Consider the following 26,364-nt stretch of genomic DNA (forward strand, 5'->3'; position numbering starts at 1 on the left):
CCTGTCTGGAAAAATCAGCCCCCGTCGCTTACCCATGAGGCAAAGGGACGTCAACAGCCGCGAAAGGCCAGCCCAATGAGCAGTGGACATTACACACCGCCTGTGAACCCTCTGCCACCTGCTGTGGTGGCGTTGGTTCTGTTCATAATCGGGATAGAAATTGCCTTCACGCTGGGATCACGCGGGCTGGTCGGAGGGCCAACAGCGGTGGGCTGGCGGCTGGATGCGATACAGCATTACGCGTTCTCGGCGGATATTTTCGACTGGATGGTTCTGAACGGGCGCTGGCCATTCGAACATGTCATCCGCTTCGTGACCTACCCCTTTGTATCCGCCAATTTCACCCAGGCGATTTTCGTCTGTGTTTTCGTGCTGGCGATGGGCAAAATGGTTGGCGAAGTGTTCGGCAGTTTCCCAATGCTGCTGATTTTTGTCGTGTCGGGCATTGGCGGCGCATTGGCCTACGCCGTGTTACTGGACCCGCGCTATCCGCTGATCGGAGGGTTCCCGCCGGTGTACGGTCTGATAGGCGCATTTACGTGGTTGTTGTGGCGCAAACTGTCACTTGTAGGTGCAAACCAAGCACGGGCATTTCAATTGATTGCCGTCCTTATGGGCATACAATTTCTTTTCGGCCTGATCTTTGGTGGCAACTGGGAATGGGTTGCTGATCTGGGTGGGTTTGCCACCGGTTTTGGCATGTCTTTTCTTGTTGCACCGGGCGCGTGGTCCCGGATCGTCGGCCGCATTCGCCGGGATTGATCAGGACCGGCGCAGGGCGTGCTTGAACTCCGACAGTTTGAAAGCGCCGAAGATATGGCCCAGAAGGAAATATGAGACGGCCGCGACCATGATCAGGACCAGCAGTGCCAGATAGCGCCAGCCGGGAACATCCAATGCCCACCCGAACAGGTAGAGCGCTGCGTATAATATCGCGCCCATCCCAAGCGAAGCGGCCACAATCCGGCCCGCGCGCTTTTTGAACCGGACATCAAAGCGCGCCTCTTCACCCATACGTCGTGCGCCGAAAGCCAGTAGCACCACCATCGCCCACCCCGCAGTCGATGCGGCAATTGCTGGCGCGATCCAGCCCACCAGTGGAAACAGACCAAACGCAAGAGCAGCGTTCACGATCATCGCAACAACCGCGTAGTGAAACGGGGAACGTGTATCCTCGCGCGCAAAAAACAGCGGTTGCAGCAATTTTTGCAACATGAAAGCCGGAAGCCCTACCCCGTAGATGGCAACCGCAAGGGCCGTGGCGGCCGTATCCTCGGGGCCGAACTGGCCGCGTTCGAACAGCACGGATACGAGGGAGGTTGGCATAACCACGAGGGCGACAGTCGAAGGCAGCGTCAGCAGCAGTGTGAACTCACCGGCCCGGGAAAAGGCATTGCGTGCGCCCTCTTTGTCATCCGCGCGCAAGCGGCGGGACAGGTCCGGCAACAAGACTATGCCGACAGCAATGCCTACCACACCCAAAGGCAACTGGTAGAGCCTGTCTGCGGCAAACAACCAGCTGACGGCCTTTTCGGTTTTCGACGCAACCAATTGCCCGACAACCAGATTGACCTGCGTGACCCCCATCGCCAGCGCGGCCGGGACTGCGATACGTACCATCCGTCGCATTTCAGGCGTCAGGCGCGGCAGGCTGGGGCGGATGCGGATGTCGGCGCGTTCGGTAGCAACCCAGACCAACGCCAGCTGCGCGACACCGGCCACTGGAATGACAGGGATCAACCACCGGATCACCTCGCCGCCGGACATGGCACCGGCGATCAGGGCGGTGCAGGCGAAAATGTTCAGCAGAACAGGTGCGGCTGCCGCCGCCGCGAACCGCCCGGTTGCGTTCAGAACACCTGAAAACAAGGCAGCCAGAGACATGAACAGGATGTATGGAAACACAACATATCCATAGTCCACCGCCAGATCGAACCGTTCATCGCCGTAAAACCCTTCGGCGGTCAGCCACACCAGACCGGGCATGAAAACCATGGCCAGCCCGACCAGCGCAAGAACAGCCACGGCCAGAAGATTGAACGCGTCCTGCGCAAAACCCTGAGGGTCTTCTTCTGCTTCCAGCCGTTTGGAAAACATCGGCACAAAGGCCGCGTTAAATGCCCCCTCGGCGAAAAAGCGGCGGAACATGTTGGGCAGGCGAAAGGCTGCAACAAAGGCATCCATCACTGGGCCCGGTCCGATATAGGCCGTCAGCAGTATTTCCCGTAGAAACCCTAAAATTCGGCTGGCGAGCGTCCAGAAGCCGACCGTGAACAGGCCCGAGAACAAGCGTATTTGCTTCATGAGGCCGCACGCTCGGCGCCTTCGGTGATTGCCGTGCGCAGCTTCGCCTCAAGTCCGCGCTGCTTGCTTTCCGAGTAATACTTCAAGCCGAACATGTCCTTGACGTAGAACGTATCGACCACCTGCTCGCCATAGGTCGCAATCACGGCATTGGCGATATACACGTTCGCCGCGGCCAAGGTCCGTGTCAGGTCAAACAGCAGGCCGGGGCGGTCGCGTGTGTCTACTTCGATGATCGTGTAGATTTCAGAGCCCTCATTGTCGAACGTGATATGTGTTGGCACGTTGAAAGCGCGTTCGCGTTTCTTGATCTTGTCACGTGACTTCAGTGCTTCCTTGGCGACGACTTCACCGCGCAGGGTCTTGTGAATCATCTGCGTCAAGCGAGGAAGGCGCGATGCCTCGAACGGGTGCCCCTCGGCGTCCTGTATCCAGAACGCGTCCGTTACATAGCCGTCTTTGGTGGTATAGCTGCGGGCATCGACGACATTCGCGCCAACCAAGGCCAGTGCCCCGGCGATGCGGGCAAAAATACCGGGGTGATCGCCCATCGCGAAACAGGCCCGCGTCGCATCACGGTCTTCATCAGGTTGCAGGCGAATTTCCATCGCGCCTGGATCGCCGCTTTGTTCCAGCGCGTGCAGCATCTCGGCAAATTCGATATGCGTCGCAAGATTCAGGCCCTGCCAATACGGGGCGTAGTGGCGCCCGGTCTCGACCTTGAGGTCAGATTTGGACCAGTTGTCCAAAGCACGGCGCAGCGCTGTTTTGGCTTCGGCCCCCCGATTTGCCCGGTTCAGATCTTCCATACCGGTTTCCAGTGCACGCTTTGTTTCAGCATGCAGGGCGCGCAGCAGAGTGGCTTTCCAGTTGTTCCAGGTGGTCGGGCCAACGCCGCGAATGTCGCAAACCGTCAGAACCGTCAGCAGATCCAGCCGTTTGGTTGTCTGAACGGCCTTGGCAAAATCGCGCACTGTCCGAGGGTCGGAGATATCGCGTTTTTGGGCCATATCGGACATAAGCAAGTGATAGCGCACCAGCCATTCAACGGTTTCGGAATCCGATTTGTTCAGGCCGAGCCGAGGCGCCACCTTGCGCGCGATCTGCGCCCCGAGAATCGAGTGGTCTTCGGGGCGACCTTTCGCAATGTCGTGCAAAAGAAGCGCGACATACAGCACCTTGCGATTGACCCCGCCTTTCAGAATCGAAGAGGCCAGAGGCAGAGATTCGACCAGCTCTCCGCGTTCGATCTGGGCAAGATTGACGATGCACTGGATTGTATGCTCGTCCACCGTATAGCTGTGATACATATTGAACTGCATCATTGCCACGATGTGCTCGAACTCGGGCAGGAAAGCGGACAGCACGCCCAACTCGTTCATCCGTCGCAATGCGCGTTCCGGGTTGCCGTGTTTCAACATCAGATCCAGGAAAATGCGCTGAGCTTCCTTGTCGCCGCGCATTTCGTCATCGATCAGATGCAGGTTCGCGCTCACCAGCCGCATGGCATCAGGATGGATCAGCATACCTGTCCGCAAACCTTCTTCGAACAGGCGCAGCAGGTTCATTTTGTCGGAGAGAAATTTCTCAGGTTCCACCAGATCCAGACGACCGTGAACCACCTTGTACCCTGCCTTGACCCGTCGACGCCTGCGGAAAATGCGTTCCAGCAGGGGCGCACCTTTCATGTGCAGCGCTTCGAGTTTGGTCAGGAAGATGCGCGTCAACTCACCTACGCGTGTGGCTTCGCGGAAATACCGCTGCATGAACACTTCGACCGCGCGACGCCCGGCGCGGTCCTCGTACCCCATGCGTGCGGCGACCTCGACCTGCATGTCAAAGGTAAGCTGCTCGGTCGCGCGACCGGTGACTAGATGCAGGTGCGAGCGTACAGCCCAAAGGAACTCTTCGGCCTGAACGAAGGTCTTGAACTCTTCGGGGGTGAACAAGCCTAAAGGCACCAGTTCGGCCACGTCCTGAACGCCATAGATATATTTCGCGATCCAGTAGAGGGATTGCAGGTCACGCAGGCCGCCTTTGCCTTCCTTCACGTTGGGTTCGACCATGTAACGCTCGCCTTGTTTGTGGTGGCGTTCGTCACGTTCGTGCAACTTGGCTTCGATGAACTCGCGTTCGGTTCCCTTGAACAGTTCGTCTTTCAGCCTTCGGTCCAACCCGTCCGCCAGTGCCTTGTCACCGGCCAGATAGCGTTGCTCCAACATCGCTGTGCGGATCGTGAAATCCTCGGCACCCAACCGCAGACAATCTTTGATCGTGCGTGACGAATGCCCGACCTTAAGCCGCAAATCCCACAGGATATAAAGCATCGACTCGATGACGCTCTCGGCCCATGCGGTGATCTTGTAGGGGGTGAGGAACAACAGGTCGACATCTGAAAACGGCGCCATTTCCCCACGCCCGTAACCGCCAACAGCCAGAACGGCGATCTTTTCACCTTGGGTGGGTGTTGCAAGCGGATGCAGGCGTGTGCTTGAGACCAGCATCGCCGTCCCAACCAGTTGATCCGTCAGGTATGTATATGAGCGCGTGAGTGCGCGCGCGTCGAAAGGACGTTCGCCAAATGCCTCTGCAATGGCCGCGCGGCCAGACTTTTGAGCCTCGCGCAGAATGCGCACCGTCTCGGACCGCATTTTGGTGTTGTCCGGGCAGACCTCAAAGGCCTGAGCCAGTGCATCATTGACGGCAGTGCTGTCGAAGATGTCTCCGGCGGGGCAGATCAACGCGCTTTCGGGCACGTTGATCGCGCCCGTCAGATCAGAAACCGGCACCAGAGAAGCTTTGTGGGGCAGGGTCAATCACAACCACCTGTTTGTTCTGGATCGTGGCAACGGCCAGACCGCGTTCGTTGGTGCCGTCCGGGCGTAGGCGGAAGATGCCGCCAACACCCTGGAAACCGGCGTTCTGCGTCAGGGCCGAAGCGGTCAGGGCGTCTGATTTGCCCTGGCTGACCAAGGCACCAATTGCGGCGATGCCGTCATAGGCCAAGCCGCTGATCGGGTGCGGTGCTTCGCCGTAGGTTGCGTTGTAACGCTGACGGTAGGCTTGTGCCTTGGACGGGTCAGGCAACGCAAACCACCCCCCCTGAACCCCCGGAAGCTCCAGAGTTTGCGGAGGGATATCCCAACGTGTCAGGCCAATGAATTGCGTGGTTGCCGGAGAAACACCGGCCTCTGGCAGCAATTGCGAGAACAGCGGCAATGCCCCCGCCGTGGTCGCCGTCAGAAAGATCGAATCCGCGCCCGTCGAATCGACAGTGGCCTTGATCGTGGGAACCGCATTAATGACACCCTGTTGCGACCGGTCGTATGCGACGGTCCCTGCATTGTTGACCCGACTGTTCGCTATGGCATTGGCGATTGCGGACCGGCCCAACTGTCCTGCGGCGTCGTTGCTGTGCACGACCACGGTGTTGACCTTGCCCTGACTGCCCGCATAATTCACCAGCCGGTTGGCCGTGTTGTCAAAGGTCGGGCCCAATACAAAGACGTTGCCGCCTGCAATGCTGGCGTTGTTTGAAAACGAAAGAACGTTGACGTTCTTGCTCAGCACCGCCAATCCCGCAGCATTCGCTGCTTGGGCATATACTGGACCAATGATGATTTTTGCCCCGTCCGCAACAGCCTGTTGTGCAACGGCTGTCGCCGTGTTCGGGTTTCCGGCCGTGTCATAAACGCGTAAGTCGATCTGGACATTTGGCAAATCCGACATTGCAAGCCGCGCAGCATTCTCAAGGCTTTGCGCCAGCGCTGCATCACCAGATTGCGCAGATCCTCTGGGAACCAGCAAGGCGACAGGAACCGGCTTTGCGGTATTGATCGAGGGACCTCCGCCAAGACCACCTGGTTCACAGGCAGCAAGAAACGCTGCGGTCGTCAGGGCAGCGGCGACTTTCGCCAGCTTGCTTACGGGCTTGCAAACGGTAAACATCTAAATGAAAACTCCCTGATCCGGCGGCTGCGAATGCTTCTGTTCTGTTGAGCCGCGATAATAAACGTCACGCTGTGAGGGTCCAGCTTTGAATTTCCAAAAGATCAAGTTGGCTGCGGGCCTGTATTTTGTTGCCACTCCGATTGGAACAGCACGCGACATTACGCTCAGGGCCTTGGATGTTTTGGCCTCAGCCGATGTGATTGCGGCAGAAGACACCCGCAGTTTACGTCGCTTGATGGAAATACATGGCATCCCGCTGGAAGGCCGACGAATCCAAGCCTATCACGACCACAGCGGCGCAGGCGCACGCGGCAAGATCATGGAGGCGCTGGCGCAAGGGCAATCGGTGGCCTACGCGTCCGAAGCAGGAATGCCGCTAATTGCCGATCCGGGCTATGATTTGGGCAAGCAGGCCGCCGAAGCCGGGTATACCGTGACCTGCGCCCCGGGCGCGTCTGCCGTTGTAACGGCCCTGACGTTGGCGGGGCTTCCCACGGACGCCTTCTTTTTTGCAGGCTTCCTTCCCAACGCATCCAAAGCACGCCGCACCCGTATCGAGGCGTTGAAGGACATCCCCGGCACATTGGTGTTCTACGAATCTCCGAAACGCGTTGCCGCCTGTCTGTCGGACCTGGCTGAATGCTTGGGGCCTGAACGGCAGGCTGCGCTTTGTCGAGAGCTGACAAAAAAGTTTGAGGAGGTCCGTCGCAGCAGCCTGTCCGAACTGGCAGAGGAGTATCGGGGCAAGACGGTCAAAGGCGAGATCGTCCTGCTGGTGGACCGCGGTCATTCGCAAAGTGTTAACGAATCCGATCTAGAAGAAGCTTTGAAACGGGCTTTGGAAAATCACTCAGTTCGGGATGCAGCGGATCTTGTATCGGAAATGTATAACTTGCCGCGCCGACCGATTTACCAGAAAGCTCTGAAATTGGGCAAGGGATGACATGGGGCGGCGTGAACGACAGGGTTCGATCTCTTACCACGCCGGACAGGCCGCAGAGTCACAGGTCGCTGCAGATTACGAACGTCGGGGCTTTGCCATAGCGCATCGTCGCTGGCGGGGCGCTGGCGGAGAGATCGACCTGATTGCGCGCGACGGCGACGGGCTTGTGTTTATCGAAGTTAAGAAAAGCACCAGCTTTGAAAAAGCCGCTGCCCGGATCAGCCGCAAGCAGATCGAACGGATTTACGCCTCTGCCGCGCAGTTCTTGGAAAACGAGCCGGACGGGCAGCTGACAAACGTGCGCTTTGACGCGGCGCTTGTGGATGGTTCTGGCGCGGTTCAAATCATCGAAAACGCCTTTGGTTTTGGCTAAGCCCCATTGAACCCACAGGCGTGCTGGTCCATGTATCTGGCGGGAAACTGAGGGACATGTCATGAAAATCGCCTTTCAAATGGACCCGATCGGGGCCGTGGATATCAATGCCGACAGTTCGTTCCGTCTGGCGGAAGAGGCACAGGCGCGCGGGCATTCTTTGTTTTTCTATGGTCCGGATCATTTGGCCTATCAGCAGGGTCGCATCACCGCGCGAGGTCACGACATGACTGTGCAAAGGGTTGCCGGAGATCCTGCGGTTCTGGGTCCCGAACGTGAGGTGGATCTTGCCGATTTCGATGTCGTCTGGCTGCGTCAGGACCCGCCTTTTGACATGCATTACATCACGTCCACGCATTTGCTGGATCGTCTCAAGGGTCAGACGCTAGTCGTCAACGATCCGTTCTGGGTGCGCAACTACCCGGAAAAGCTGCTGGTGCTGGATTTCCCCGACCTGACTCCGCCAACAACGATTGCGCGTGATTTGCAGACGATCAAGGCGTTCAAGGAAAAGCACGGCGATATCATCCTCAAGCCGCTTTACGGGAATGGCGGCGCGGGTGTGTTCCGGCTTGATGCCAATGACCGCAACCTGACTTCCTTGCATGAGCTGTTCACCGGATTCTCGCGCGAACCTTTGATCGTGCAGAAATTCCTGCCGGATGTCAGCAATGGCGACAAACGGGTGATCCTGGTGGATGGAGAAGCGGTCGGCGCAATCAACCGGGTACCCGCCAAAGGCGAAACGCGGTCGAACATGCATGTTGGCGGACGTCCGGAAAAGATCGGCTTGTCTGACCGCGATCTTGAGATCTGCGCGGCGATTGGGCCTTTGCTGAAGGAAAAGGGTCAGGTCTTTGTCGGAATTGACGTTATTGGCGACTATCTGACCGAGATTAACGTGACTTCACCGACCGGCATTCAGGAGTTGGAACGGTTTGACGGCGTAAATATTGCCGAAAAGATATGGCAGACCATCGAGGCCAGGCTTTAAGCCATAACCCGGGCAGAGATGCGAAAACTCAGCGCTTCAGCCACGTGTGGGCGGCGGATATCGGTCGCACCGTCCAGATCGGCAATGGTGCGCGCCACCCTCAGGATTCTATGGAAGGCCCGGGCTGACAGGCCGAACCGATCTGCAGCTTTCAACAGTAGCTCTTTTCCTTCGGCATCGGGTGTGGCGACTTCTTCCAGTATTTTGCCTTCTGCATCAGCGTTTTGTCGTAACTCCGGCGTGTCACGAAACCGGTCTGCCTGAATGGCACGCGCCCTTTCGACACGTGCTGCAACTGTCGCCGAGCTGTCGCCGGATGGGGGCAGATCAAGATCGGTGAAGCCCACAGGCGGAACTTCGATCCGCAGGTCGAATCTGTCCATTAACGGGCCCGAGATTCGATTCAGGTAATCTTCACCACATCCCGGTGCTCGCGAACAGGCGCGCGATGGATCTGTCAGATAACCGCATTTGCAAGGGTTGGCGGCGGCGACCAGCATGAAACGACAGGGGTATTTCACATGGGCGTTCGCGCGCGCCACCATGACTTCTCTGGTTTCAATGGGTTGTCGCAGGGTTTCCAGAACCGTTCGTGGAAACTCAGGGAATTCATCCATGAACAACACACCATTATGGGCCAATGAGATTTCACCCGGTTTGGCCCCTTTTCCACCACCAACTATGGCTGCCATCGAGGCCGTGTGGTGCGGTTCGCGAAATGGGCGTGTGCGGTTTATTCCACCTTCATCCAGTAATCCGCATAGCGATTGGATCATCGACGTTTCCAGGGCTTCCACGGCTGTAAGCGGCGGTAGAATTCCGGGAAGCCGCGCTGCCAGCATGGATTTGCCCGATCCCGGCGTGCCGATCATGATCAGATGGTGACGTCCGGCCGCGGCGATTTCCAAGGCACGTTTGGCGCGCTCCTGCCCTTTCACATCGCGCAGGTCGCGGTTGGACGGCGTCAGGTTCACTTCGCCGGGTTGTGCCGCTGGCAAAGGGGATTGGCCCGAAAAATGCCGCACGACCTCTCCAAGCGATCCGGCACCGATCACCTGAGTGGCATCGACCCAGGCCGCCTCGGCGCTGGAGGCGCGCGGACAAAGCAATGTGCGGTCTTCTGACGCGGCCGTCATCGCGGCGGGCAAAGCACCGACAACGGGCACCAGAGAACCGTCGAGTGACAACTCCCCCAACGCAACGGTGCTTTCCGCGGCATCGGCAGGGATGATGTCGAGCGCGGACAAAAGCGCGACCGCAATGGGCAGGTCGAAATGGCTGCCTTCTTTAGGAAGGTCGGCAGGGGACAGATTGATGGTGATCCGCTTGGACGGCAGCGCAATGGCCATAGCGTTCAGCGCGCTGCGGACGCGGTCACGCGCCTCGGACACGGCTTTGTCGGGCAGGCCCACGATGGAAAAGGCTGGCAGTCCGGGTGAGACTGCGCATTGCACCTCGACCGGGCGGGCATCGACTCCTTGAAAAGCAACGGTGTGGGCGCGGGCGACCATGGCAGTCCTGTTTTGGTTAACAGGACGTTGCTGCCACGGTTCTGGTTTAAGAGTCGTTAACGGCTGCGCGCATGGCCGCGAATTTGGGCCATGCTTCGGGATCGGCCACGGTTTTGTTCCGGCAGAATGGGTTGCAGAACCCCCAGCATTGCCCGTCTAGCTCCAGGAACTCAGTCACAGGCTTGCCGGAATACGGGCAGGCGGTGTTGATTGACGGACCACCTGAAACCGGCTTCGCGGCAGATACACCCCCGACCGGCCAAGGGCTGGACGGCAAGTCCTGCGCGTATGGGAAGGTGTCGTACTCTACGGTCAATCCCATGGCGCGCCACTGTCTGACTATGGGATCAGAGAGCAATTCCATGCAATAAGCCCGGTTCGCCTCTGACACCGGCAGCCCATAGCCGACGATCCGCGCAGCAACGGGTGTGTAGAAGACGTCTGCCAGTGAATAGGCACCAAATAACGGGCCTTGGTCTGCCCCTGACACGCTCCGCGCATGTGCCCAGAGTGTTTCAATCCTCTCCAGGTCTGACAAAGTCGCCTCAGACGGCGTAAAGCCTTGCCACACGTGGCGCAGCTGCATGGCGCATTCTCCACGCAGGGCGCTGAATCCGGCTACCATTTCGGCGCATAGCCAGCGGGCGGTTGCCCGGGGTGCAGCATCCGAAGGCCACAACCCGGCATCGGGGTGGCGTTCGGCCAGGGTTTCGGCCATCGCCAAGCTTTCCCCCACAACCGTTCCATCCGGCAGGCGCAATGCAGGAACAAGGCGGGCAGGGGCCAGCGGTTCCATATCTTGCGCCATGGTGCCGGAATAGAGGCCGATCATGTGGCTGCGATAGGGCAGGTTGAATTTCTCAAGCATCAACCAGCCGCGCATTGACCAGCTGGAGAAGAGGCGATCGCCGATATAAAGGTCATAAGTCATGCGCGGACGATGCCTCAGCTTTGCGGACCGGTAAATCAGTGATTTGTGTTAGACCTGTTCACGGAAGGTGATTGATCGATCCGACAGTCCACACCCCGCCGTTGACAGCAATATCCGTAACGGAAAGGTTGTCGATCCGATGCGCAAACGTCTGCTGCCCGTCCAGATCGAGGGCGCGTTGTACTTGCGTCAGGATTACGCCGAAATGCGCGACGATCACCAGATCGCGGCCCGTATGCGCGGACATAAGCGCGTCGATCGCGGAATCGACCCGGTCGCGGACCTCATTCCAGCTTTCACCTTGCGGTGGGCGGACATCACCGGGGTTGTCCCAATAGGCAAAAGCCAGCTCGGGGTCTTCGGCTTCAATATCGGCAAACCCGCGAAGCTCCCACTGACCGAAATGGATTTCCCGCAGGTCTGGATGATGTGGCAGACGGTGACGCTGGCCCTGAATGGCCGAAGCAGTGTCAATCGCGCGCGACAGGTCGGACGAAATCACAAATGCATCGAATGGCAAATGGTCGTGCAGGCGCTTCAGCGCCGCTGTATCGCTTAGATCAGCAGGCAGATCGGACCAGCCAACCATCGTCTTTGCATGCGTGGGCCCGTGGCGAACAAGATGCAGTCGTGTCACGGTAGCTGCCCTTTCAGGACCAACGGCAACCCGGCGGTCACTTGCACTACCAGACCAGCCTGCGCCGCAAGTGCGATGTTCAGCCGGCCCTGCGCTTCGCGAAAGCGGCGGGCAAGCGCGTTATCCGGAACAATACCGTGCCCGACTTCGTTCGACACGATCACAATCTGCGCGGGGCATGCACGCAGGGCCTTTAGCAGGTCAGTTTGGACTGCGCCCAGATCGGTTTCGGCCAACAAGTGATTGCTGAGCCACATGGTGGCGCAATCGACCAGACACACCTGATCCGAGGACAGGCTGGACAGCACCGGCCTCAGGTCAAGGGGCTCTTCAATCGTGGTCCAACCGCCGCCCCGCTGTACCAAATGGCGATCAACCTTCTGCCGCATCTCGTCATCAAACACTTGTGATGTCGCTAGGTAAACTCGATTTTTCCCTGTGGAAACAACGAGGTTCTCGGCAAATGCCGACTTGCCCGAAGCAGCTCCGCCCAGAATTAAGGTTAAATCTGACGCCACAGTACTTACCTAAAGATGATCCAATTGGTGCTGTTTTGCGTATCGGTCATAGGTCGGCATGGCAAGCCCGGCCAACGCCTGCAAATCAGGGGAGAGGTTTATGGCACTGGACAACGCGACAGATTTTTCGATGTCCCGGCAAGCGATGAAGGCCGAGTTGCTGGATGCGGAAACGGAACTGAAGCTGGCCTATGCCTGGCGTGACCAGCGTGATGAACAGGCGCTGCACCGCCTGATCACAGCGTATATGCGGCTGGCAATTTCGATGGCGGCCAAGTTCAAACGCTATGGCGCGCCGATGAATGACCTTATCCAGGAGGCCGGTCTGGGTTTGATGAAGGCCGCAGACAAGTTCGACCCTGATCGCGGGGTGCGGTTTTCGACTTATGCGGTGTGGTGGATCAAGGCGAGCATTCAGGATTATGTGATGCGGAACTGGTCCATGGTGCGAACGGGGTCCACCTCGGCGCAGAAATCGCTGTTTTTTAACATGCGTCGGGTTCAGGCCCGGCTGGAACGCGAGGCCGCAACCGAAGGGCTTGAACTGGACCGCCACCAGCTGCATCAGATGATCGCCACGGAAATCGGGGTTCCTTTGCGCGACGTTGAACTGATGGAAGGTCGGCTGTCAGGGTCGGATTTTTCACTGAACGCGGTGCAATCCGCCGACGAAGACGGGCGCGAATGGATCGATGCGCTGGAAGATGAACGCGAACAGGCCGCTGAAGCAGTTGAGCACACCCACGATACCGAACAATTGCGCCAGTGGTTGCTGATCGCGATGAACGCACTGAATGACCGCGAGCGGTTCATTGTGTGCGAACGCAAACTGCGCGAGCCTGCGCGGACACTGGAGAGTCTCGGCGTCGAGTTGGGACTGTCCAAGGAGCGGGTGCGACAGCTTGAGGCCGCAGCGTTCGCAAAAATGCGCAAGAACCTTGAAGCCCAGTCGAGCGAGGTGCAACACTTCATCGCATGAAACAGCTTGCGATTCTTGCGTGTGTTCTGGGCCTTACGGTTACAGCGGCGCGACCCGGACTGGCGGAAGATCTTATTTCCGATGATGCGGCTCTCGCGATGCGGGATGCAGATGTGGTGATTCTGGGAGAGGTTCACGACAATCCCCGCCACCACCTTGTTCAAGCTGAAGCGATTATGAAGATCTCACCCTCGGCCGTCGTCTGGGAGATGGTCACCGAAGAAGGCGCGCAACGGCTGGCGCAAAAAGCGGTGTCCAACCCGGAAGAGTTGAGCCGTATTCTGCAATGGGCAGAAAGCGGCTGGCCACCACTTAGGCTGTATTATCCGGTGTTCAAGGCCTCCGGTGCGCCGGTTTACGGGGCCATGGTGCCGCGTGCTGCCGCGCGGGCTGCGATGGAACGCGGGGCCGCCACGGCGCTGGGTGCAGACGCGGCGCGCTATGGTTTGACTGTACCGCTGACGCCCGAGGAGCAGGCGGCGCGTGAGACGGATCAAATGGCCGCGCATTGCGATGCTCTCCCACCCGAAATGTTACCCCAGATGGTCGCGATCCAGCGTTTGCGCGATGCGGTTCTTGCGCGCGCGGTGATACGCGCGATGGAAGAAACCGGCGGCCCGGTTGCCGTGATCACTGGGAACGGACATGCGCGCAAAGACCGAGGTATCCCGACATTTCTTGAACGCCTTCAACCCGGGTGGAAGGTGGTCTCGGTCGGACAGTCCGAGGACAACATCATCGACGGTGACTTTGATATCGTAATCGATAGCCCCACAGTTGAGCGTGAAGATCCCTGTGCGGCGTTTCAGGTTCAGAATTAATCGCTGGAACAACCTGCTGGGCTTGCCTAATGTCGGGGCCGACCGGGACAGGAAGGGCTGAACATGCTGTCATCCAAACGCATTCTGCTGATCGTCGGCGGCGGCATCGCGGCCTACAAGTCGCTGGACCTGATCCGCAGGCTGCGTGAACGTGGCGCGGCCGTAACGCCTGTGCTGACGCGTGCGGCAGAGGAATTTGTAACACCTCTGTCCGTGTCTGCCCTTGCCTCAGAAAAGGTCTATGGTGACCTGTTCGATCTGACCGCCGAGGCCGAGATGGGTCATATCCAGCTGTCACGCTCTGCCGATCTGATCGTCGTGGCCCCCGCAACAGCGGACCTGATGGGCAAGATGGCGGGGGGGTTGGCAAATGATCTGGCATCGACCCTTCTGATGGCAACGGACACGCCCGTTCTGTGTGCACCCGCGATGAATGTACGCATGTGGGAACACCCGGCGACGCGACGCAACCTGAAGCAGCTTCAAGCGGATGGCGTGTGCTTTGTTGGCCCAAACGAAGGTGATATGGCCTGCGGTGAATATGGCCCTGGGCGCATGTCGGAACCGCTGGAAATCGTCGCGGCGGTTGAGGCGCAATTTGCGGCAGGACCTTTGGTGGGTAAGCGCGTGCTGGTAACTTCGGGTCCGACGCATGAGCCGATTGATCCGGTCCGGTATATCGCGAACCGCTCTTCCGGGGCGCAGGGCTCGGCCGTGGCACAGGCACTTGCGGAATTAGGGGCCGAGGTGATCTTTGTCACGGGCCCCGCGGAGGTACCGCCACCGTCGGGTGTGCAGGTCGTGCCGGTCGAGACCGCGCAACAGATGTCGGACGCGGTTGATGCGGCGCTGCCCGTCGATGCGGGCGTGTTTGCGGCGGCGGTGGCAGATTGGCGCGTGGCCAGTGCGTCAGACAAGAAGCTGAAGAAAAGCCGAGACGGTTTGCCGGTTCTGGAGTTTGCCGAGAACCCCGACATTCTCAAACGTGTCTCACGAATGGAAAATGGGCGCCCACCTTTGGTTGTCGGCTTTGCGGCCGAGACCGATGACGTGATCGAACATGCCACCGCCAAGCGGCTGCGCAAAGGCTGTGACTGGATTGTTGCCAACGATGTCAGCCCTGCCACCGGGATCATGGGCGGGTCCGAGAATGCGGTTATCCTGATTTCGGACAGCGGAGCCGAGGAATGGCCGCGTATGGGCAAGGCCGAGGTTGCGCGGCGGTTGGCAAGCAGGATCGCGGACGCGTTGGCGGGCTGAAGGAAAGGCAAAACCATGGTTGCAATTCGAGTGATCCGCGAAGACGGGGCAGACCCCGCCGTGGCGCTTCCGTCTTACGAAACTGCGGGTGCTGCTGGCGCGGACGTGCGGGCCAACTTGCCCCAGGGGGCTTCGATCATACTGGAGCCCGGACAGCGGGCGCTTGTTCCGACCGGTCTGCGCATTGAAATCCCGCAGGGATACGAGGTTCAGGTTCGTCCCCGCTCGGGCCTTGCACTGAAACACGGGATCACGCTGCCCAATACGCCGGGCACTATTGACAGTGACTATCGCGGACCTCTGGGGGTGATCGTGATGAATGCCGGTCAGGAACCGTTCGAGATTGCCCATGGTGATCGTATCGCGCAGCTGGTAGTTGCCCCTGTCGTGCAGGCGGCATTCGAACTGGCTGAGGCATTGGGTAAAACAGATCGCGGGGCTGGCGGTTTCGGCTCGACCGGGCGCGGCTGATGCTGCTGGTTCTTGTTCTGGCAGCGGGGTTATGGGGCGTTGGCTATGTCGTCGGCACGTCAAAAACCGCGCGCGTGGTGTCGGTGAGTGTGTTGTTGGTCGGGGTGATCCTGTCTCATCTGATCTTGCCGGATGGGCATCCTCTGCGCGAAGCAACCGGTGGGTCTGCGGCGTTGTGGCTGATCCTTGCAGGTTTCGCGGGCATCGTTTTGTTATATGGCCGTGTGCTGAAGGCCCTGCGTAACCGCGCAGTACAAGCATCCAAGCCGGAAACCACCATGCCCTCTGACCGTTTCACCGAAACCGAACTGAACCGGTATGCCCGTCACATTGTGCTGCGCGAATTGGGCGGGCCGGGTCAGAAAAAGTTGAAACAGGCCCGTGTTCTGGTGATCGGCGCGGGAGGTTTAGGCGCCCCGGCGCTGCAATATCTGGCGGCCGCAGGTGTGGGTACAATCGGGGTCATTGACGACGACATAGTCGAGAATGCGAACCTGCAGCGGCAGGTGATCCACCGCGATGCAGATATCGATATGCCCAAGGTCTTTTCCGCCCAGCAAGCTATGGAGGCGCAGAACCCGAATGTGGAGGTTCTGCCCTTTCATCGCAGATTAAGCGATGAAATCGCAGCAGATCTTTTTGCCGACTTCGATCTGATCCTTGACGGTACGGATAATTTTGAGACCCGGTACCTGGCAAACCGAACCGCCGCCGCGTTGGGCAAGCCACTGATTTCGGGGGCCTTGTCGCAGTGGGAAGGGCAGCTCAGCGTGTTTGACCCAGCCAATGGCAGCCCGTGCTATCAGTGTATCTTTCCCGAAGCCCCGGCCCCCGGTCTGGCCCCGTCCTGTTCCGAGGCTGGTGTGATTGGCCCATTGCCGGGCGTCGTCGGATCGATGATGGCGGTCGAGGCGATCAAGGTGATAACGGGCGCTGGCATGGCGCTGCGGGGCGAGATGCTGATCTACGACGCCCTGTACGGTGAAAGTCGCAAGATCACTCTGACCCGCCGTGCCGATTGCCCCATTTGTGGTGCCGCAAGCAATTAACCTTTCTTAATGTGGGCTGGGGGTTCTGGAACACCCGGCCATGGCGAACTAGCTATAGGATCAAAGGAGATCCGCATGACCAACCCGATCCTGTCCAACTGGACCACCCCATTCGAAATAGCCCCTTTCGCCGATATTTCGGATGAAGATTTTGCCCCGGCTTTGGATCAGGCGATGACTGCGCATAACGCGCAGATCGACGCGATTGCAGCAAATGCAGAGGCCCCTACTTTCGCGAACACGGTGGAAGCCCTTGAGGCTGCGGGCGAGCAGCTGGACAAGGTTCTGTCGGTCTTCTTCACCGTTGCAGGCGCAGACAGCAACCCCAAGCGGGAAGAGTTGCAGCGCGCGTTTTCCCCCAAGTTGTCGGCCCATTTCTCGGGAATTTCCTCGAACAAGGCGCTGTTTGAACGCGTTGCCGACCTTTGGGCGCGGCGCGAAAACCTGAACCTGACCGAGGAACAGGTACGCGTTCTGATGCTGACCCATCGAGGATTTGTTCGTGCAGGCGCGGCGTTGGACGGGGACGAAGACGCTCGTATGCAAGAAATCAAGTCGCGCCTAGCCTCATTGGGGACATCCTTTACCCAGAACCTGCTGGCGGATGAGCGGGATTGGTTCATGGATCTGACCGAACGAGATCTGCAGGGCCTGCCGGATTTCGTTGTGAATGCGGCGCGCGCTGCTGGTGCGGAAAAGGGCGCCGTGGGGCCGGTTGTTACCCTCTCCCGGTCGCTGATCGTGCCGTTTCTTCAGTTTTCACCCCGTAGGGATCTGCGCGAAAAAGCCTATCGCGCCTGGGCTGCCCGCGGGGCGAATGGTGGCGAGACCGACAATCGCGACATCGCGGCTGAGATTCTGGGCTTGCGTGAGGAACGCGCCAAGCTGTTGGGCTATGACAACTTCGCCGATTACAAGCTGGAAACTGAAATGGCTCGTACTCCGGACCGGGTACGTGAGTTGTTGATGCAGGTGTGGGAACCTGCCAAGGCCCGCGCCGATGCGGACGCGGAAATCCTGACCCGGATGATGCAGAAAGACGGTGTCAACGGCCCGCTGGAAGCATGGGACTGGCGCTATTACGCTGAAAAGCGGCGCAAGGCGGAACATGATCTGGATGAGGCGGAACTGAAACCCTACCTGCAACTGGACCGGATGATCGAGGCATCGTTTGCTTGTGCAAACCGCCTGTTCGGGCTGGAATTCAAGCCTTTGAACGTGCCGCTTTATCACCCGGATTGCCGCGCGTGGGAAGTTACGCGCAACGGTCGGCATGTCGCCGTGTTCATCGGTGACTACTTTGCACGAGGGTCCAAGCGGTCAGGTGCCTGGTGCAGCGCGATGCGGGCACAGGCCAGATTCCCGAAAGAACAGGCACCGATTGTCATCAATGTCTGCAACTTCGCCAAGGGTGATCCGGCGCTGCTGTCTTATGACGATGCACGCACCCTGTTCCACGAATTTGGCCATGCATTGCACCAGATGCTGTCCAATGTGACCTATGAAAGCATCTCGGGCACCTCTGTTGCGCGCGATTTTGTCGAACTGCCCAGCCAGCTTTATGAACACTGGCTGGAAGTGCCCGAAGTTCTGGCCGAGTTCGCCACCCATGCCGAAACGGGCGAACCGATGCCGAAGGAGATGCTTGAAAAAGTGCTGAATGCCGCCAATTTCGACCAGGGGTTCCAGACGGTGGAATATGTCGCCTCGGCCCTTGTCGATCTGGCCTTCCACGATGGCGACGCCCCGGCAGACCCGATGGCAAAACAGGACGAACTTCTTGCCGGGTTGGGGATGCCGAAAGCCATTGGAATGCGCCATGCCACGCCCCACTTTGCGCATGTTTTCGCAGGCGATGGCTATAGCTCGGGCTACTACAGCTATATGTGGTCCGAGGTGATGGATGCTGACGCCTTTGCGGCCTTCGAAGAAGCAGGTGGTGCCTTTGATCCTGAACGGGCCAAAGCGCTGGAAGACAATATCTTGTCCACCGGCGGTTCGCGCGAGGCAGAGGATTTGTATCTGGCGTTCCGGGGGCGATTGCCGGGCGTGGATGCCCTGTTGAAAGGCCGCGGTCTGATTGCGGCGTGACTTCAGTAGCCCAGCGTGCGGTCGACAAGGTGCACAAAGGGCTCGCCGGATTCCCCGCGCCGGATGTTTTCGCAAATGACCTGTGCGGCAGTGATCGGGCGGGTCTCGGACGCGATATGCGGGGTCACGGTGACATTCGGATGCGCCCAATAGGGGTGATCGGTGGGCAAGGGCTCGACACGGAACACATCCAGCGTTGCGTGGCCCACCTGGCCCGAGTTCAGGGCATCCAATAGCGCATCATCATCAATCAGCGGCCCGCGTCCCGGGTTGATGATACGCGCACCTTTGGGAAGCAGGGCCAGCGTTTCCGCATTCAGCGCGTTTTCAGTGGCAGGTGTGTCAGGCAGCAACAAGACTACGATTTCGGCATGAGAAAGCGCCTGGCGCAGCCCTTCGGCACCATGCAGGCAGGTTACGCCGGGGATGTTCTTGGCTGTACGGCTCCAGCCTAAGACCCGAAACTCAAGCGCGGTCAGCGCGCGGGCCACGGCTTCGCCCAATGCTCCAAGCCCCAGAATACAAACGTTGCGCTCTTGGGCCAGCGGTGGGATATCTGGGGTCCAGACACCGTCCTGTACCGTGATGTGCCGGTCCATCCCCAGATGGTAGCGCAGAACGTGGCCAACCACCCACTCGATCATGCCTTGCGTCAGGCCGTGATCCACCATCCGCGCCAATGGAACGGTCAGTGTTTCGTTACCCACGATTTTTTCGACACCGGCCCAAAGGCTCAGCACCGCTTTCAGGCGCGTGAAAGGTCTGAAATCCTGTACCCCTCCGTTTGGGGCGTAAACAACGTAATCGACCTGATCCGGTTCGAACTCGGTTCCTAGCTGGACGTCCAGTCCCGCCTCATCAAGATATTGTGTCAGCAGCGGCTGATACACCGGCCAAAGGGCAGGGCGCGCGGAAAACAGGACGTTCACAGACATCAGAGCCCTTTCAGATCAACGGGGGCGGTGAATATGGGCGCTTTGGACGATGCCAAAGGCCGCCATCAGAACCAGCATGGCCGAGCCACCATAGCTGACCATTGGCAGTGGTACACCCACGACCGGGGCCATGCCCATCACCATCGACATGTTGACGGCAAAAAACAGGAAGAAGTTCAGCGCGATACCCAGCGTGACCAGAGATGAAAACCGGTCCTTGGTTGCCAGGGCCGTGACCATGCAGAAAACCAGAATCAAGGCATAAAGGGTCAACAGGGTCGTTCCCCCGACAAATCCGAACTCTTCGGCCAACGTCGTGAAAATGAAATCAGTATGCTTCTCGGGCAGGAAGTTCAGGCGGGACTGCGTGCCTTGCATGAAACCACGCCCGTTCCATCCCCCGGACCCCAAGGCAATCTTGGACTGGGTAATGTGGTATCCGGCCCCCAATGGGTCGGTGGACGGGTCCAGAAAGGTGTCGATGCGCCGAAACTGATAGTCCTTCAACAATTGCCAGTCGGTCCCCCGGCTGTTGAACACAGCGGCGATCAGGCCCACGACAGCAGCAATAACGGCGGCAAAATAGGCCCAGTGAACCCCTGCCAGAAACATCAACCCACCTCCTGCGGCGAGAAGCAGGATGGATGTGCCAAGATCGGGCTGTTTCAGAACCAGCAAAGTAGGCAGGATGATCAGGACAACCGGGATAAGAACCCAAAGCGGACGAGACGTTTTGTGCGAAGGAAGCCAGTCGTAATAAGCGGCAAGCAACATGACCAGCGTGACTTTCATGACCTCCGAGGGTTGCAGGCGCATGAACCCAAGGTCGATCCAGCGCTGCGCACCCATGCCGATGGTGCCGAACAGTTCAACAAATACCAGCAATGCCACCGAGCCGAGATAGGCCAGCACCGACATGTTGCGCCAAAACCAGATCGGAACCAGTGCGATGATGAACATCACTGTCAGGCCAAGCCCGAAACGTTCCATTTGCGGCTCGGCCCAGGGCGTCCACGAACCGCCCGCAACAGAATACAGCATCAAAAAGCCCGCGCTGGCGGTGCTGATCAACAGCAATGTCAGCGGCCAGTTCATATACAGAAACTTGCGAAACCCCGACGGCGTGGACTTGACGGCATATTCAAGATAGCTCATGCACGGTCCTTTTCATCCGGTCGCGCCTTGGGGCGCTTGTCACCCTCCAGCCGTTTTTGCTGTTCCTTGATGCGTTCGCGGTCGGCGACGGGGTAGGCTTCAAGCGGCGGTGTGCCGTCATAAAGAGCTTGCAGCATGATGTCGCGTGCAACCGGGGCTGCGGCTGTGGACCCGCCGCCGCCATGCTCAACAACCACGGCCACGGCGTATTTTGGGTTGTCATACGGTGCAAAGCAAACGAACAGCGCGTGGTCGCGACGCTCCCACGGCAAGTCCTCGTTTCGGATCACGCCTGCGGCCCGTTCTGCTTTGGTGATGTTTCGAACCTGGCTGGTTCCGGTTTTCCCCGCCATCCGGAACTCATCCGCGATGATGCGGCTTCGATATGCCGTTCCCCGCCTGTCATTCGAGACCGAGAACATGGCCTTGCGGACCTGTTCCAGATTGTAAGAATTAAGGCCCAGTGGTTCTCCGGCGCCCGAGGGTTGTTCAACACCGTCGATCGAGCGCACCAGGCGCGGCGTGACCGCGCGACCGGTGGCGATGCGGGCGGCCATCACAGAAAGCTGCAGCGGTGAAGCCAGCATGAATCCCTGGCCGATGGACGCGTTTGCCGTATCGCCCACAAGCCACTCCTGACCGTGCGCGCGCTGCTTCCATTCCTGATTGGGGGCCAGCCCATCCGCCACCGCCGACATCGGGATGTCATGCTTGACGCCCAGTCCCAAAGTGCGGGCCATGTCGGAGATCTTGTCGATGCCAACCCGCAGAGCCACGTCATAGTAATAGACATCGCAGCTGCGTTTCAGCGAGAGGTTGAGGTCAACCGTCCCGTGCCCACCACGCTTCCAGCAATGGAAGCGACGGCTGCCGACCTTCAGGTGTCCGGGGCAGTACACGGTGTTGCCGGGAGAGACTACGCCAGCTTCCAACGCGGCCAGCGCGGTGACCATCTTGAAGGTCGATCCCGGAGGATAAGTTCCTTGCACGGATTTATTCGCCAGAGGGCGGTACTTGTCTTCTGTCAATGCCCGGTAATCGGCGACCGAAATGCCACGTACAAACAGGTTCGGATCAAAACTGGGTGCCGAGGCGACCGCACGCAAGTCACCGGTCTCGCAGTCTATGACAACTGCGGCTGCACTTTCGCCTGCCAGTCGCGCCTGTGCATATTGTTGCAGATCAGCGTCGATGGACAGTTGCAGGTCTGCGCCGGGTTGTCCTTCCTGCCGGTCAAGCTCGCGCATGACGCGGCCCGTCGCGTTGACCTCGACCCGCTTTGCACCGGCCTTGCCGCGCAGTTCGATTTCCTGCTTGGCCTCAAGGCCAACCTTTCCAATCTGGAACCTTGGAATGCGCAATACCGGCTCAGGGTCTTCTATCTTGCTGAGGTCATAGTCGCTGACCGGGCCAACATAGCCGACGATATGTGCGAAATCCTCGTATCGTGGGTATTGCCGTGTCAGGCCGACCTCGGGCGTTACGCCCGGCAGCGCCGGAGCATTGACCGCAACCTTCGAGATATCCTCCCACGTAACCTGATCCGCCAGCGTCACCGGCAGAAACGGAGCCGAGCGGCGCATTTCAGTCCTCGCGCGCTCGATCTCATCTTCGTTCAGAGGGATCAGTTCCGACAGTTTGGCGATGACTTTTTCCACGTCATCGGCGTCTTCACGCACGATGACGATGCGATAGGAAGGTGAGTTCTGGCCGATGATCTGGCCGTTCCGGTCATAGATACGCCCACGGGTCGGCGGGATAAGCCGGATGTTGATACGGTTTTCTTCGGCCAACAGGCGGTATTCGTCGGCCTGTTCGACCTGCATGAACCGCATTCGTGCCGCCAGACCGCCTATGAACACCGCCTGTAGACCACCCAGCAACAGCGCTCTGCGTGGCAGGCGCTTATAGGCAAGGCCCTGGGATTTGGGTTTACGCTGTTTCATGCCCGGCTTCCCACAGCGCTGACATCAGCAGCGGATATGCGGCGAACCCCCAACGCGCTTTGGCTAAGCAGCACGACCAACGGGTAGACAGCGACCGTCAGCACAAGCTGAATCACGACCGGCCCCAATGCGGCCTGTTGCACGGACATCACCGATAGTACGACCCTGTTCATCAAAATGACCGCCGTGATCACAATGCCGACAGACATCCATTCTCCGGCAAATCCCGCATCCCTCATACCCAACGCCGCTGACCGCAAATAGGCCGACCCGACTACGGTCAGCGCGGCCAAAAGGCCCGGTGGACGTTGCAGTAGAAAGTCGGCCATCAGCATGACAAGCGCAACCAATACAGTCGGGACGTAATCGGGCCGCCGCAGCACCCAGGCAAAAGTCAGGGCAATCAGGACGTCGGGAAAAGGCCAGCGATCGGGTTGAGCGTCCAACGGCAACAGATGCAGAAACAGTACAGCAAATGCCAGCAAGGCATAAAGGCTGCGCATGGCCCAGATTTGCGAGGCCGGTCTATCCATCGCTGACCTCATCCGGGGTCAGCGCTGCCTCTGGGCGGGTAGGCCCGACGATACTGCCCGGATCCTGAATGGGCGGAGCCGAGTGAAACCGCAGAACCCTAAGAAATTCGAGCCTTTCGAAATCTGCCGACAAGCGGACCCTCAGGCGCCCCCCGGGATCTGCCGCGATTTGACCGATCAGCAGGCCCGCAGGAAAAACGCCGCCATCACCCGAAGTGATCACCCGGTCGCCGGGGCGAACCAACTCGCGGTTTTCAAGAAACTCCACCGCGGGTGCGGGGTTGTTGTCGCCTTTGATCAAAGCGGTTTGGCCAGAAGGCTGAATGGTTGCGGGAATGGCGCTGGTGGCGTCCGTCACAAGGATCACGCGTGCCGTGTCAGGGCCAACACCTGATATCCTGCCGACCAGGCCAATGCCGTCCATCGTGGCCCATCCATCCACGATCCCGTCACGCTCTCCGACATTCAGCAGAACGGATTGCCGGAATGGCGACCCGCTGTCGGCCATGACAACGCCGGTGATGTAGGTCAGACGAGGGTCAAGGCGGACATTGTTCAGATCCAGCAGTCGTGCGTTTTCCTGTTCAAGCTGCAAAGCAGCCTCTTTCCAGGCGCGCATCAGGCGCAGTTCGCTACGCAGTTCCCTGTTCTGCTCGCTCAGGCGCTGATAGCTTTGGAAGTCACGCACCAGATTGACGGCGGCAGTCACCGGGACCATGGCCCATTCCATAGATGGTACAACCGTATCCACGATTCGCGCGCGGAACCGTTCTACGCGCGGGCTGTCGATGCGCCACAGAAGGAAGATACCAAGCAGGCACAGCACAACAATCCCCAGCAACAAACGTCGCAGGGGGGTCGTGTACTCATCGCGCTGTGATCGGTCTTTTGCCACAGGTTACCTTCCCGTGCTGCTCGCGCCGATATAACCCTATCTTCCGAGGGTGCGCGCCTTAGCTTTCGTAGTCAATCGCGTGGCGCAGCTGTTTTTCATATTCCAGTGCTTTGCCGGTGCCCAAAGCCACACAATTCAGGCTTTCGTCCGCAATGGATACCGCCAGGCCGGTCTGTTCGCGTAGGGCCAGGTCCAAATCGCCCAGCAGCGCGCCGCCGCCGGTCAGCATCACACCACGGTCGACAATGTCCGCAGCCAAATCGGGGGGCGTTGTCTCAAGCGCGGTCATAACCGCCTCGCAGATCTGTTGCACGGGCTCTGACAGCGCTTCGGCCACCTGGGCCTGGCTGATCTCGATTTCCTTGGGCACGCCGTTCAACAGATCACGCCCCCGGATATGCATCGACTGACCGCGCCCGTCGTCGGGCATGCGGGCGGTACCAATGGTTGTCTTGATGCGTTCAGCCGTGGATTCACCTACCAGCAGGTTCTGCTGGCGACGCAGGTAGGAAATGATGGCCTCGTCCATCCGGTCACCACCAACGCGGACCGAACGGGCATAGACAATGTCTCCCAACGACAGAACAGCAACCTCGGTAGTGCCCCCGCCAATATCAACAACCATGTTGCCGGTCGGGTCGGTGATCGGCATGCCGGCCCCGATTGCGGCCGCAATCGGTTCGGCAATCAGGCCCGCGCGACGGGCACCTGCTGACAGGACCGACTGCCGAATTGCACGTTTTTCGACCGGGGTTGCGCCATGAGGAACGCAGACAATGATCTTGGGTTTCGAGAAGGTCGAGCGTTTGTGCACCTTGCGGATGAAGTGCTTGATCATTTCTTCGGCAGTATCAAAATCCGCGATCACACCTTCGCGCATGGGGCGGATGGCTTCGATCGAACCGGGCGTCCGACCCAGCATCAGCTTGGCATCTTCGCCAACTGCCAGAACTTTCTTCACACCGTCCTTGACGTGGTAGGCCACAACCGAAGGTTCAGACAGGATGACACCGCGCCCCTTGACGTAAACCAGCGTGTTTGCTGTTCCAAGGTCGATAGCCATGTCCGCTGTGAACAGGCCGCCCAGATTGCCAAAGATCCCCATGTTTTCCCTGATCCTGTAATGTCGGTTTTCTACTGCCCGCGACTCGACGGTTCCGGGACGGATGACTTATAGGGTGCCATCACGCCCGGTAAAAGGGCTGATTCCGCGACAATCAGCACCTTTCCGCCTTATTGAATGGGACTTTAGAAGGCAAAATGCTCTCTTATCAACACATTTACCACGCCGGGAATCTGGCGGATGTCCAAAAGCACGCTTTACTGGCGTGGGTGCTGGATTATCTGACACGCAAGGACAAGCCGCTCAGCTATATCGAAACGCATTCCGGGCGTGGGTTGTACCGGTTGGATGCAGACGAATCCATTCGGACAGGAGAGGCAGAGGCAGGGATCGGTCGCGCACAGCGGCAAGGGTGGTTCGGGCCCGACCATCCGATGGCGCAGGTCCTGAAGCAGGTACAGGCCCGGTACGGCGACATGGCCTATCCGGGATCGCCGATGATTGCAGCGACTATGTTGCGGGAACAGGACAGTTTGCACCTCGCGGAACTGCACCCACAGGAATTTGCGGCCCTGTCGTTGGCGATGTCGCCGTTTGGGGCGAAAGTCTATCAGCAGGATGGGTTCGATCTGGCGCAGTCCTTGCTGCCTCCGGCCCCGCGCCGGGGCATGATGCTGATTGACCCCAGTTACGAGGTGAAAGCCGATTATGACCGCTTGCCCGGCATTTTCGCCAAGCTGCACCGCAAGTGGAATGTGGGCGTGATCGCCCTTTGGTACCCGATCCTGACGGACAATCGACATACCGGGATGACTGCGGCGCTCAAATCGCGAAACTACCCCAAAGCCATTTGCCACGAAGTGACATTCCCGCCTGCGCGTGAGGGGCACCGGATGACTGGGTCAGGTATGTTTGTTGTGAACGCGCCGTTCGGTATCGGCGACGAAATGAACCGCCTTTCCAAGCTTTTCGCGCAGCTTTAGCAGCAGACGAGACGCTGGTCG

The 26,364-nt window shown here is 59.1% G+C and carries 24 protein-coding genes; 11 read left to right on the forward strand and 13 right to left on the reverse strand.

What is annotated here, in order from left to right:
• The first annotated feature begins 75 nt into the window (after positions 1 to 75).
• Complete coding sequence (locus tag ACR3E2_RS15905; protein ID WP_480483200.1) at positions 76 to 762, forward strand: rhomboid family intramembrane serine protease; 687 nt, start codon at positions 76 to 78, stop codon at positions 760 to 762.
• On the opposite strand, the gene murJ is transcribed toward ACR3E2_RS15905, so the two are convergent.
• Genes murJ through ACR3E2_RS15920 form a run of 3 tightly spaced genes read right to left on the reverse strand, consistent with a single transcriptional unit; the run spans position 763 to position 6,252 of the window.
• A complete protein-coding gene (gene murJ / locus ACR3E2_RS15910) occupies positions 763 to 2,304 on the reverse strand; it encodes a murein biosynthesis integral membrane protein MurJ (protein WP_480483202.1) in 1,542 nt (513 codons plus the stop codon).
• Complete coding sequence (locus ACR3E2_RS15915; RefSeq protein WP_480483204.1) at positions 2,301 to 5,120, reverse strand: [protein-PII] uridylyltransferase; 2,820 nt, start codon at positions 5,118 to 5,120, stop codon at positions 2,301 to 2,303. Before ACR3E2_RS15915 ends, murJ begins: the two co-directional genes overlap by 4 nt.
• On the reverse strand, positions 5,080 to 6,252 hold the full coding sequence (locus tag ACR3E2_RS15920; protein WP_480483206.1) for a penicillin-binding protein activator: 1,173 nt from the start codon (positions 6,250 to 6,252) through the stop codon (positions 5,080 to 5,082). Before ACR3E2_RS15920 ends, ACR3E2_RS15915 begins: the two co-directional genes overlap by 41 nt.
• A gap of 88 nt (positions 6,253 to 6,340) precedes the next feature.
• Between ACR3E2_RS15920 and rsmI the strand changes: the two genes are divergently transcribed.
• The 3 genes from rsmI (at position 6,341) to gshB (ending at position 8,565) form a co-directional block, all read left to right on the forward strand.
• Positions 6,341 to 7,198 (forward strand): 16S rRNA (cytidine(1402)-2'-O)-methyltransferase, encoded by an 858-nt coding sequence (gene rsmI, locus ACR3E2_RS15925; protein WP_480483208.1) that lies wholly within the window; start codon positions 6,341 to 6,343, stop codon positions 7,196 to 7,198.
• A 1-nt stretch (position 7,199) separates the two neighbouring features.
• On the forward strand, positions 7,200 to 7,571 hold the full coding sequence (locus tag ACR3E2_RS15930) for a YraN family protein (RefSeq protein ID WP_480483210.1): 372 nt from the start codon (positions 7,200 to 7,202) through the stop codon (positions 7,569 to 7,571).
• Positions 7,572 to 7,632: 61 nt separating this feature from the next.
• Positions 7,633 to 8,565: a glutathione synthase gene (gshB, locus tag ACR3E2_RS15935; protein ID WP_480483212.1), complete on the forward strand. Its 933-nt coding sequence runs from the start codon at positions 7,633 to 7,635 to the stop codon at positions 8,563 to 8,565.
• Here the strand turns inward: gshB and ACR3E2_RS15940 are convergent.
• From ACR3E2_RS15940 to cobU, 4 genes are read right to left on the reverse strand one after another with little or no spacing between them, the layout of a single operon-like run.
• Positions 8,562 to 10,076 (reverse strand): YifB family Mg chelatase-like AAA ATPase, encoded by a 1,515-nt coding sequence (locus ACR3E2_RS15940; protein WP_480483214.1) that lies wholly within the window; start codon positions 10,074 to 10,076, stop codon positions 8,562 to 8,564. The two genes, gshB and ACR3E2_RS15940, sit on opposite strands and share 4 nt — an antisense overlap.
• A 46-nt stretch (positions 10,077 to 10,122) precedes the next feature.
• Entirely contained in the window at positions 10,123 to 11,007 is an 885-nt protein-coding gene (locus ACR3E2_RS15945) for a glutathione S-transferase (RefSeq protein WP_480483216.1), read from the reverse strand.
• 58 nt (positions 11,008 to 11,065) lie between these two features.
• The gene (locus ACR3E2_RS15950; RefSeq protein ID WP_480483218.1) at positions 11,066 to 11,644 is read right to left on the reverse strand and encodes a histidine phosphatase family protein; all 579 of its coding nucleotides are present in this window, start codon (positions 11,642 to 11,644) and stop codon (positions 11,066 to 11,068) included.
• Complete coding sequence (gene cobU / locus ACR3E2_RS15955) at positions 11,641 to 12,162, reverse strand: bifunctional adenosylcobinamide kinase/adenosylcobinamide-phosphate guanylyltransferase (protein ID WP_480483220.1); 522 nt, start codon at positions 12,160 to 12,162, stop codon at positions 11,641 to 11,643. Before cobU ends, ACR3E2_RS15950 begins: the two co-directional genes overlap by 4 nt.
• A gap of 100 nt (positions 12,163 to 12,262) precedes the next feature.
• On the opposite strand from cobU, the gene ACR3E2_RS15960 reads away from it, so the two are divergent.
• The 6 genes from ACR3E2_RS15960 (at position 12,263) to ACR3E2_RS15985 (ending at position 18,833) form a co-directional block, all read left to right on the forward strand.
• The gene (locus ACR3E2_RS15960; protein WP_480483222.1) at positions 12,263 to 13,141 is read left to right on the forward strand and encodes an RNA polymerase factor sigma-32; all 879 of its coding nucleotides are present in this window, start codon (positions 12,263 to 12,265) and stop codon (positions 13,139 to 13,141) included.
• Positions 13,138 to 13,962: a ChaN family lipoprotein gene (locus ACR3E2_RS15965; RefSeq protein WP_480483224.1), complete on the forward strand. Its 825-nt coding sequence runs from the start codon at positions 13,138 to 13,140 to the stop codon at positions 13,960 to 13,962. Before ACR3E2_RS15960 ends, ACR3E2_RS15965 begins: the two co-directional genes overlap by 4 nt.
• Positions 13,963 to 14,025: 63 nt before the next feature.
• A complete protein-coding gene (gene coaBC, locus ACR3E2_RS15970; protein ID WP_480483226.1) occupies positions 14,026 to 15,222 on the forward strand; it encodes a bifunctional phosphopantothenoylcysteine decarboxylase/phosphopantothenate--cysteine ligase CoaBC in 1,197 nt (398 codons plus the stop codon).
• Between the two features lie 15 nt (positions 15,223 to 15,237).
• The gene (dut, locus tag ACR3E2_RS15975; RefSeq protein WP_480483228.1) at positions 15,238 to 15,693 is read left to right on the forward strand and encodes a dUTP diphosphatase; all 456 of its coding nucleotides are present in this window, start codon (positions 15,238 to 15,240) and stop codon (positions 15,691 to 15,693) included.
• Complete coding sequence (locus ACR3E2_RS15980; RefSeq protein ID WP_480483230.1) at positions 15,693 to 16,742, forward strand: HesA/MoeB/ThiF family protein; 1,050 nt, start codon at positions 15,693 to 15,695, stop codon at positions 16,740 to 16,742. Before dut ends, ACR3E2_RS15980 begins: the two co-directional genes overlap by 1 nt.
• Before the next feature lie 75 nt (positions 16,743 to 16,817).
• A complete protein-coding gene (locus tag ACR3E2_RS15985) occupies positions 16,818 to 18,833 on the forward strand; it encodes a M3 family metallopeptidase (RefSeq protein ID WP_480483232.1) in 2,016 nt (671 codons plus the stop codon).
• Between the two features lie 2 nt (positions 18,834 to 18,835).
• Here ACR3E2_RS15985 and ACR3E2_RS15990 read toward each other — a convergent pair whose 3' ends face one another.
• Genes ACR3E2_RS15990 through ACR3E2_RS16015 form a run of 6 tightly spaced genes read right to left on the reverse strand, consistent with a single transcriptional unit; the run spans position 18,836 to position 25,402 of the window.
• Positions 18,836 to 19,768, reverse strand: a complete 933-nt coding sequence (locus ACR3E2_RS15990; RefSeq protein ID WP_480483233.1) for a 2-hydroxyacid dehydrogenase — start codon at positions 19,766 to 19,768, stop codon at positions 18,836 to 18,838.
• A 15-nt stretch (positions 19,769 to 19,783) separates the two neighbouring features.
• A complete protein-coding gene (gene rodA / locus ACR3E2_RS15995; protein WP_209506418.1) occupies positions 19,784 to 20,923 on the reverse strand; it encodes a rod shape-determining protein RodA in 1,140 nt (379 codons plus the stop codon).
• The gene (mrdA, locus tag ACR3E2_RS16000; protein WP_480483236.1) at positions 20,920 to 22,869 is read right to left on the reverse strand and encodes a penicillin-binding protein 2; all 1,950 of its coding nucleotides are present in this window, start codon (positions 22,867 to 22,869) and stop codon (positions 20,920 to 20,922) included. Before mrdA ends, rodA begins: the two co-directional genes overlap by 4 nt.
• Entirely contained in the window at positions 22,866 to 23,402 is a 537-nt protein-coding gene (locus ACR3E2_RS16005) for a rod shape-determining protein MreD (RefSeq protein WP_480483238.1), read from the reverse strand. Before ACR3E2_RS16005 ends, mrdA begins: the two co-directional genes overlap by 4 nt.
• Complete coding sequence (mreC, locus tag ACR3E2_RS16010; protein WP_209506411.1) at positions 23,395 to 24,297, reverse strand: rod shape-determining protein MreC; 903 nt, start codon at positions 24,295 to 24,297, stop codon at positions 23,395 to 23,397. The genes ACR3E2_RS16005 and mreC overlap by 8 nt, the downstream gene beginning before the upstream one ends.
• Positions 24,298 to 24,355: 58 nt before the next feature.
• Entirely contained in the window at positions 24,356 to 25,402 is a 1,047-nt protein-coding gene (locus tag ACR3E2_RS16015; RefSeq protein ID WP_039523195.1) for a rod shape-determining protein, read from the reverse strand.
• Positions 25,403 to 25,557: 155 nt separating this feature from the next.
• Between ACR3E2_RS16015 and ACR3E2_RS16020 the strand changes: the two genes are divergently transcribed.
• On the forward strand, positions 25,558 to 26,343 hold the full coding sequence (locus ACR3E2_RS16020) for a 23S rRNA (adenine(2030)-N(6))-methyltransferase RlmJ (protein WP_480483240.1): 786 nt from the start codon (positions 25,558 to 25,560) through the stop codon (positions 26,341 to 26,343).
• Positions 26,344 to 26,364 lie beyond the last annotated feature (21 nt).

It is taken from the genome of Ruegeria sp. AL7 (assembly GCF_056536105.1).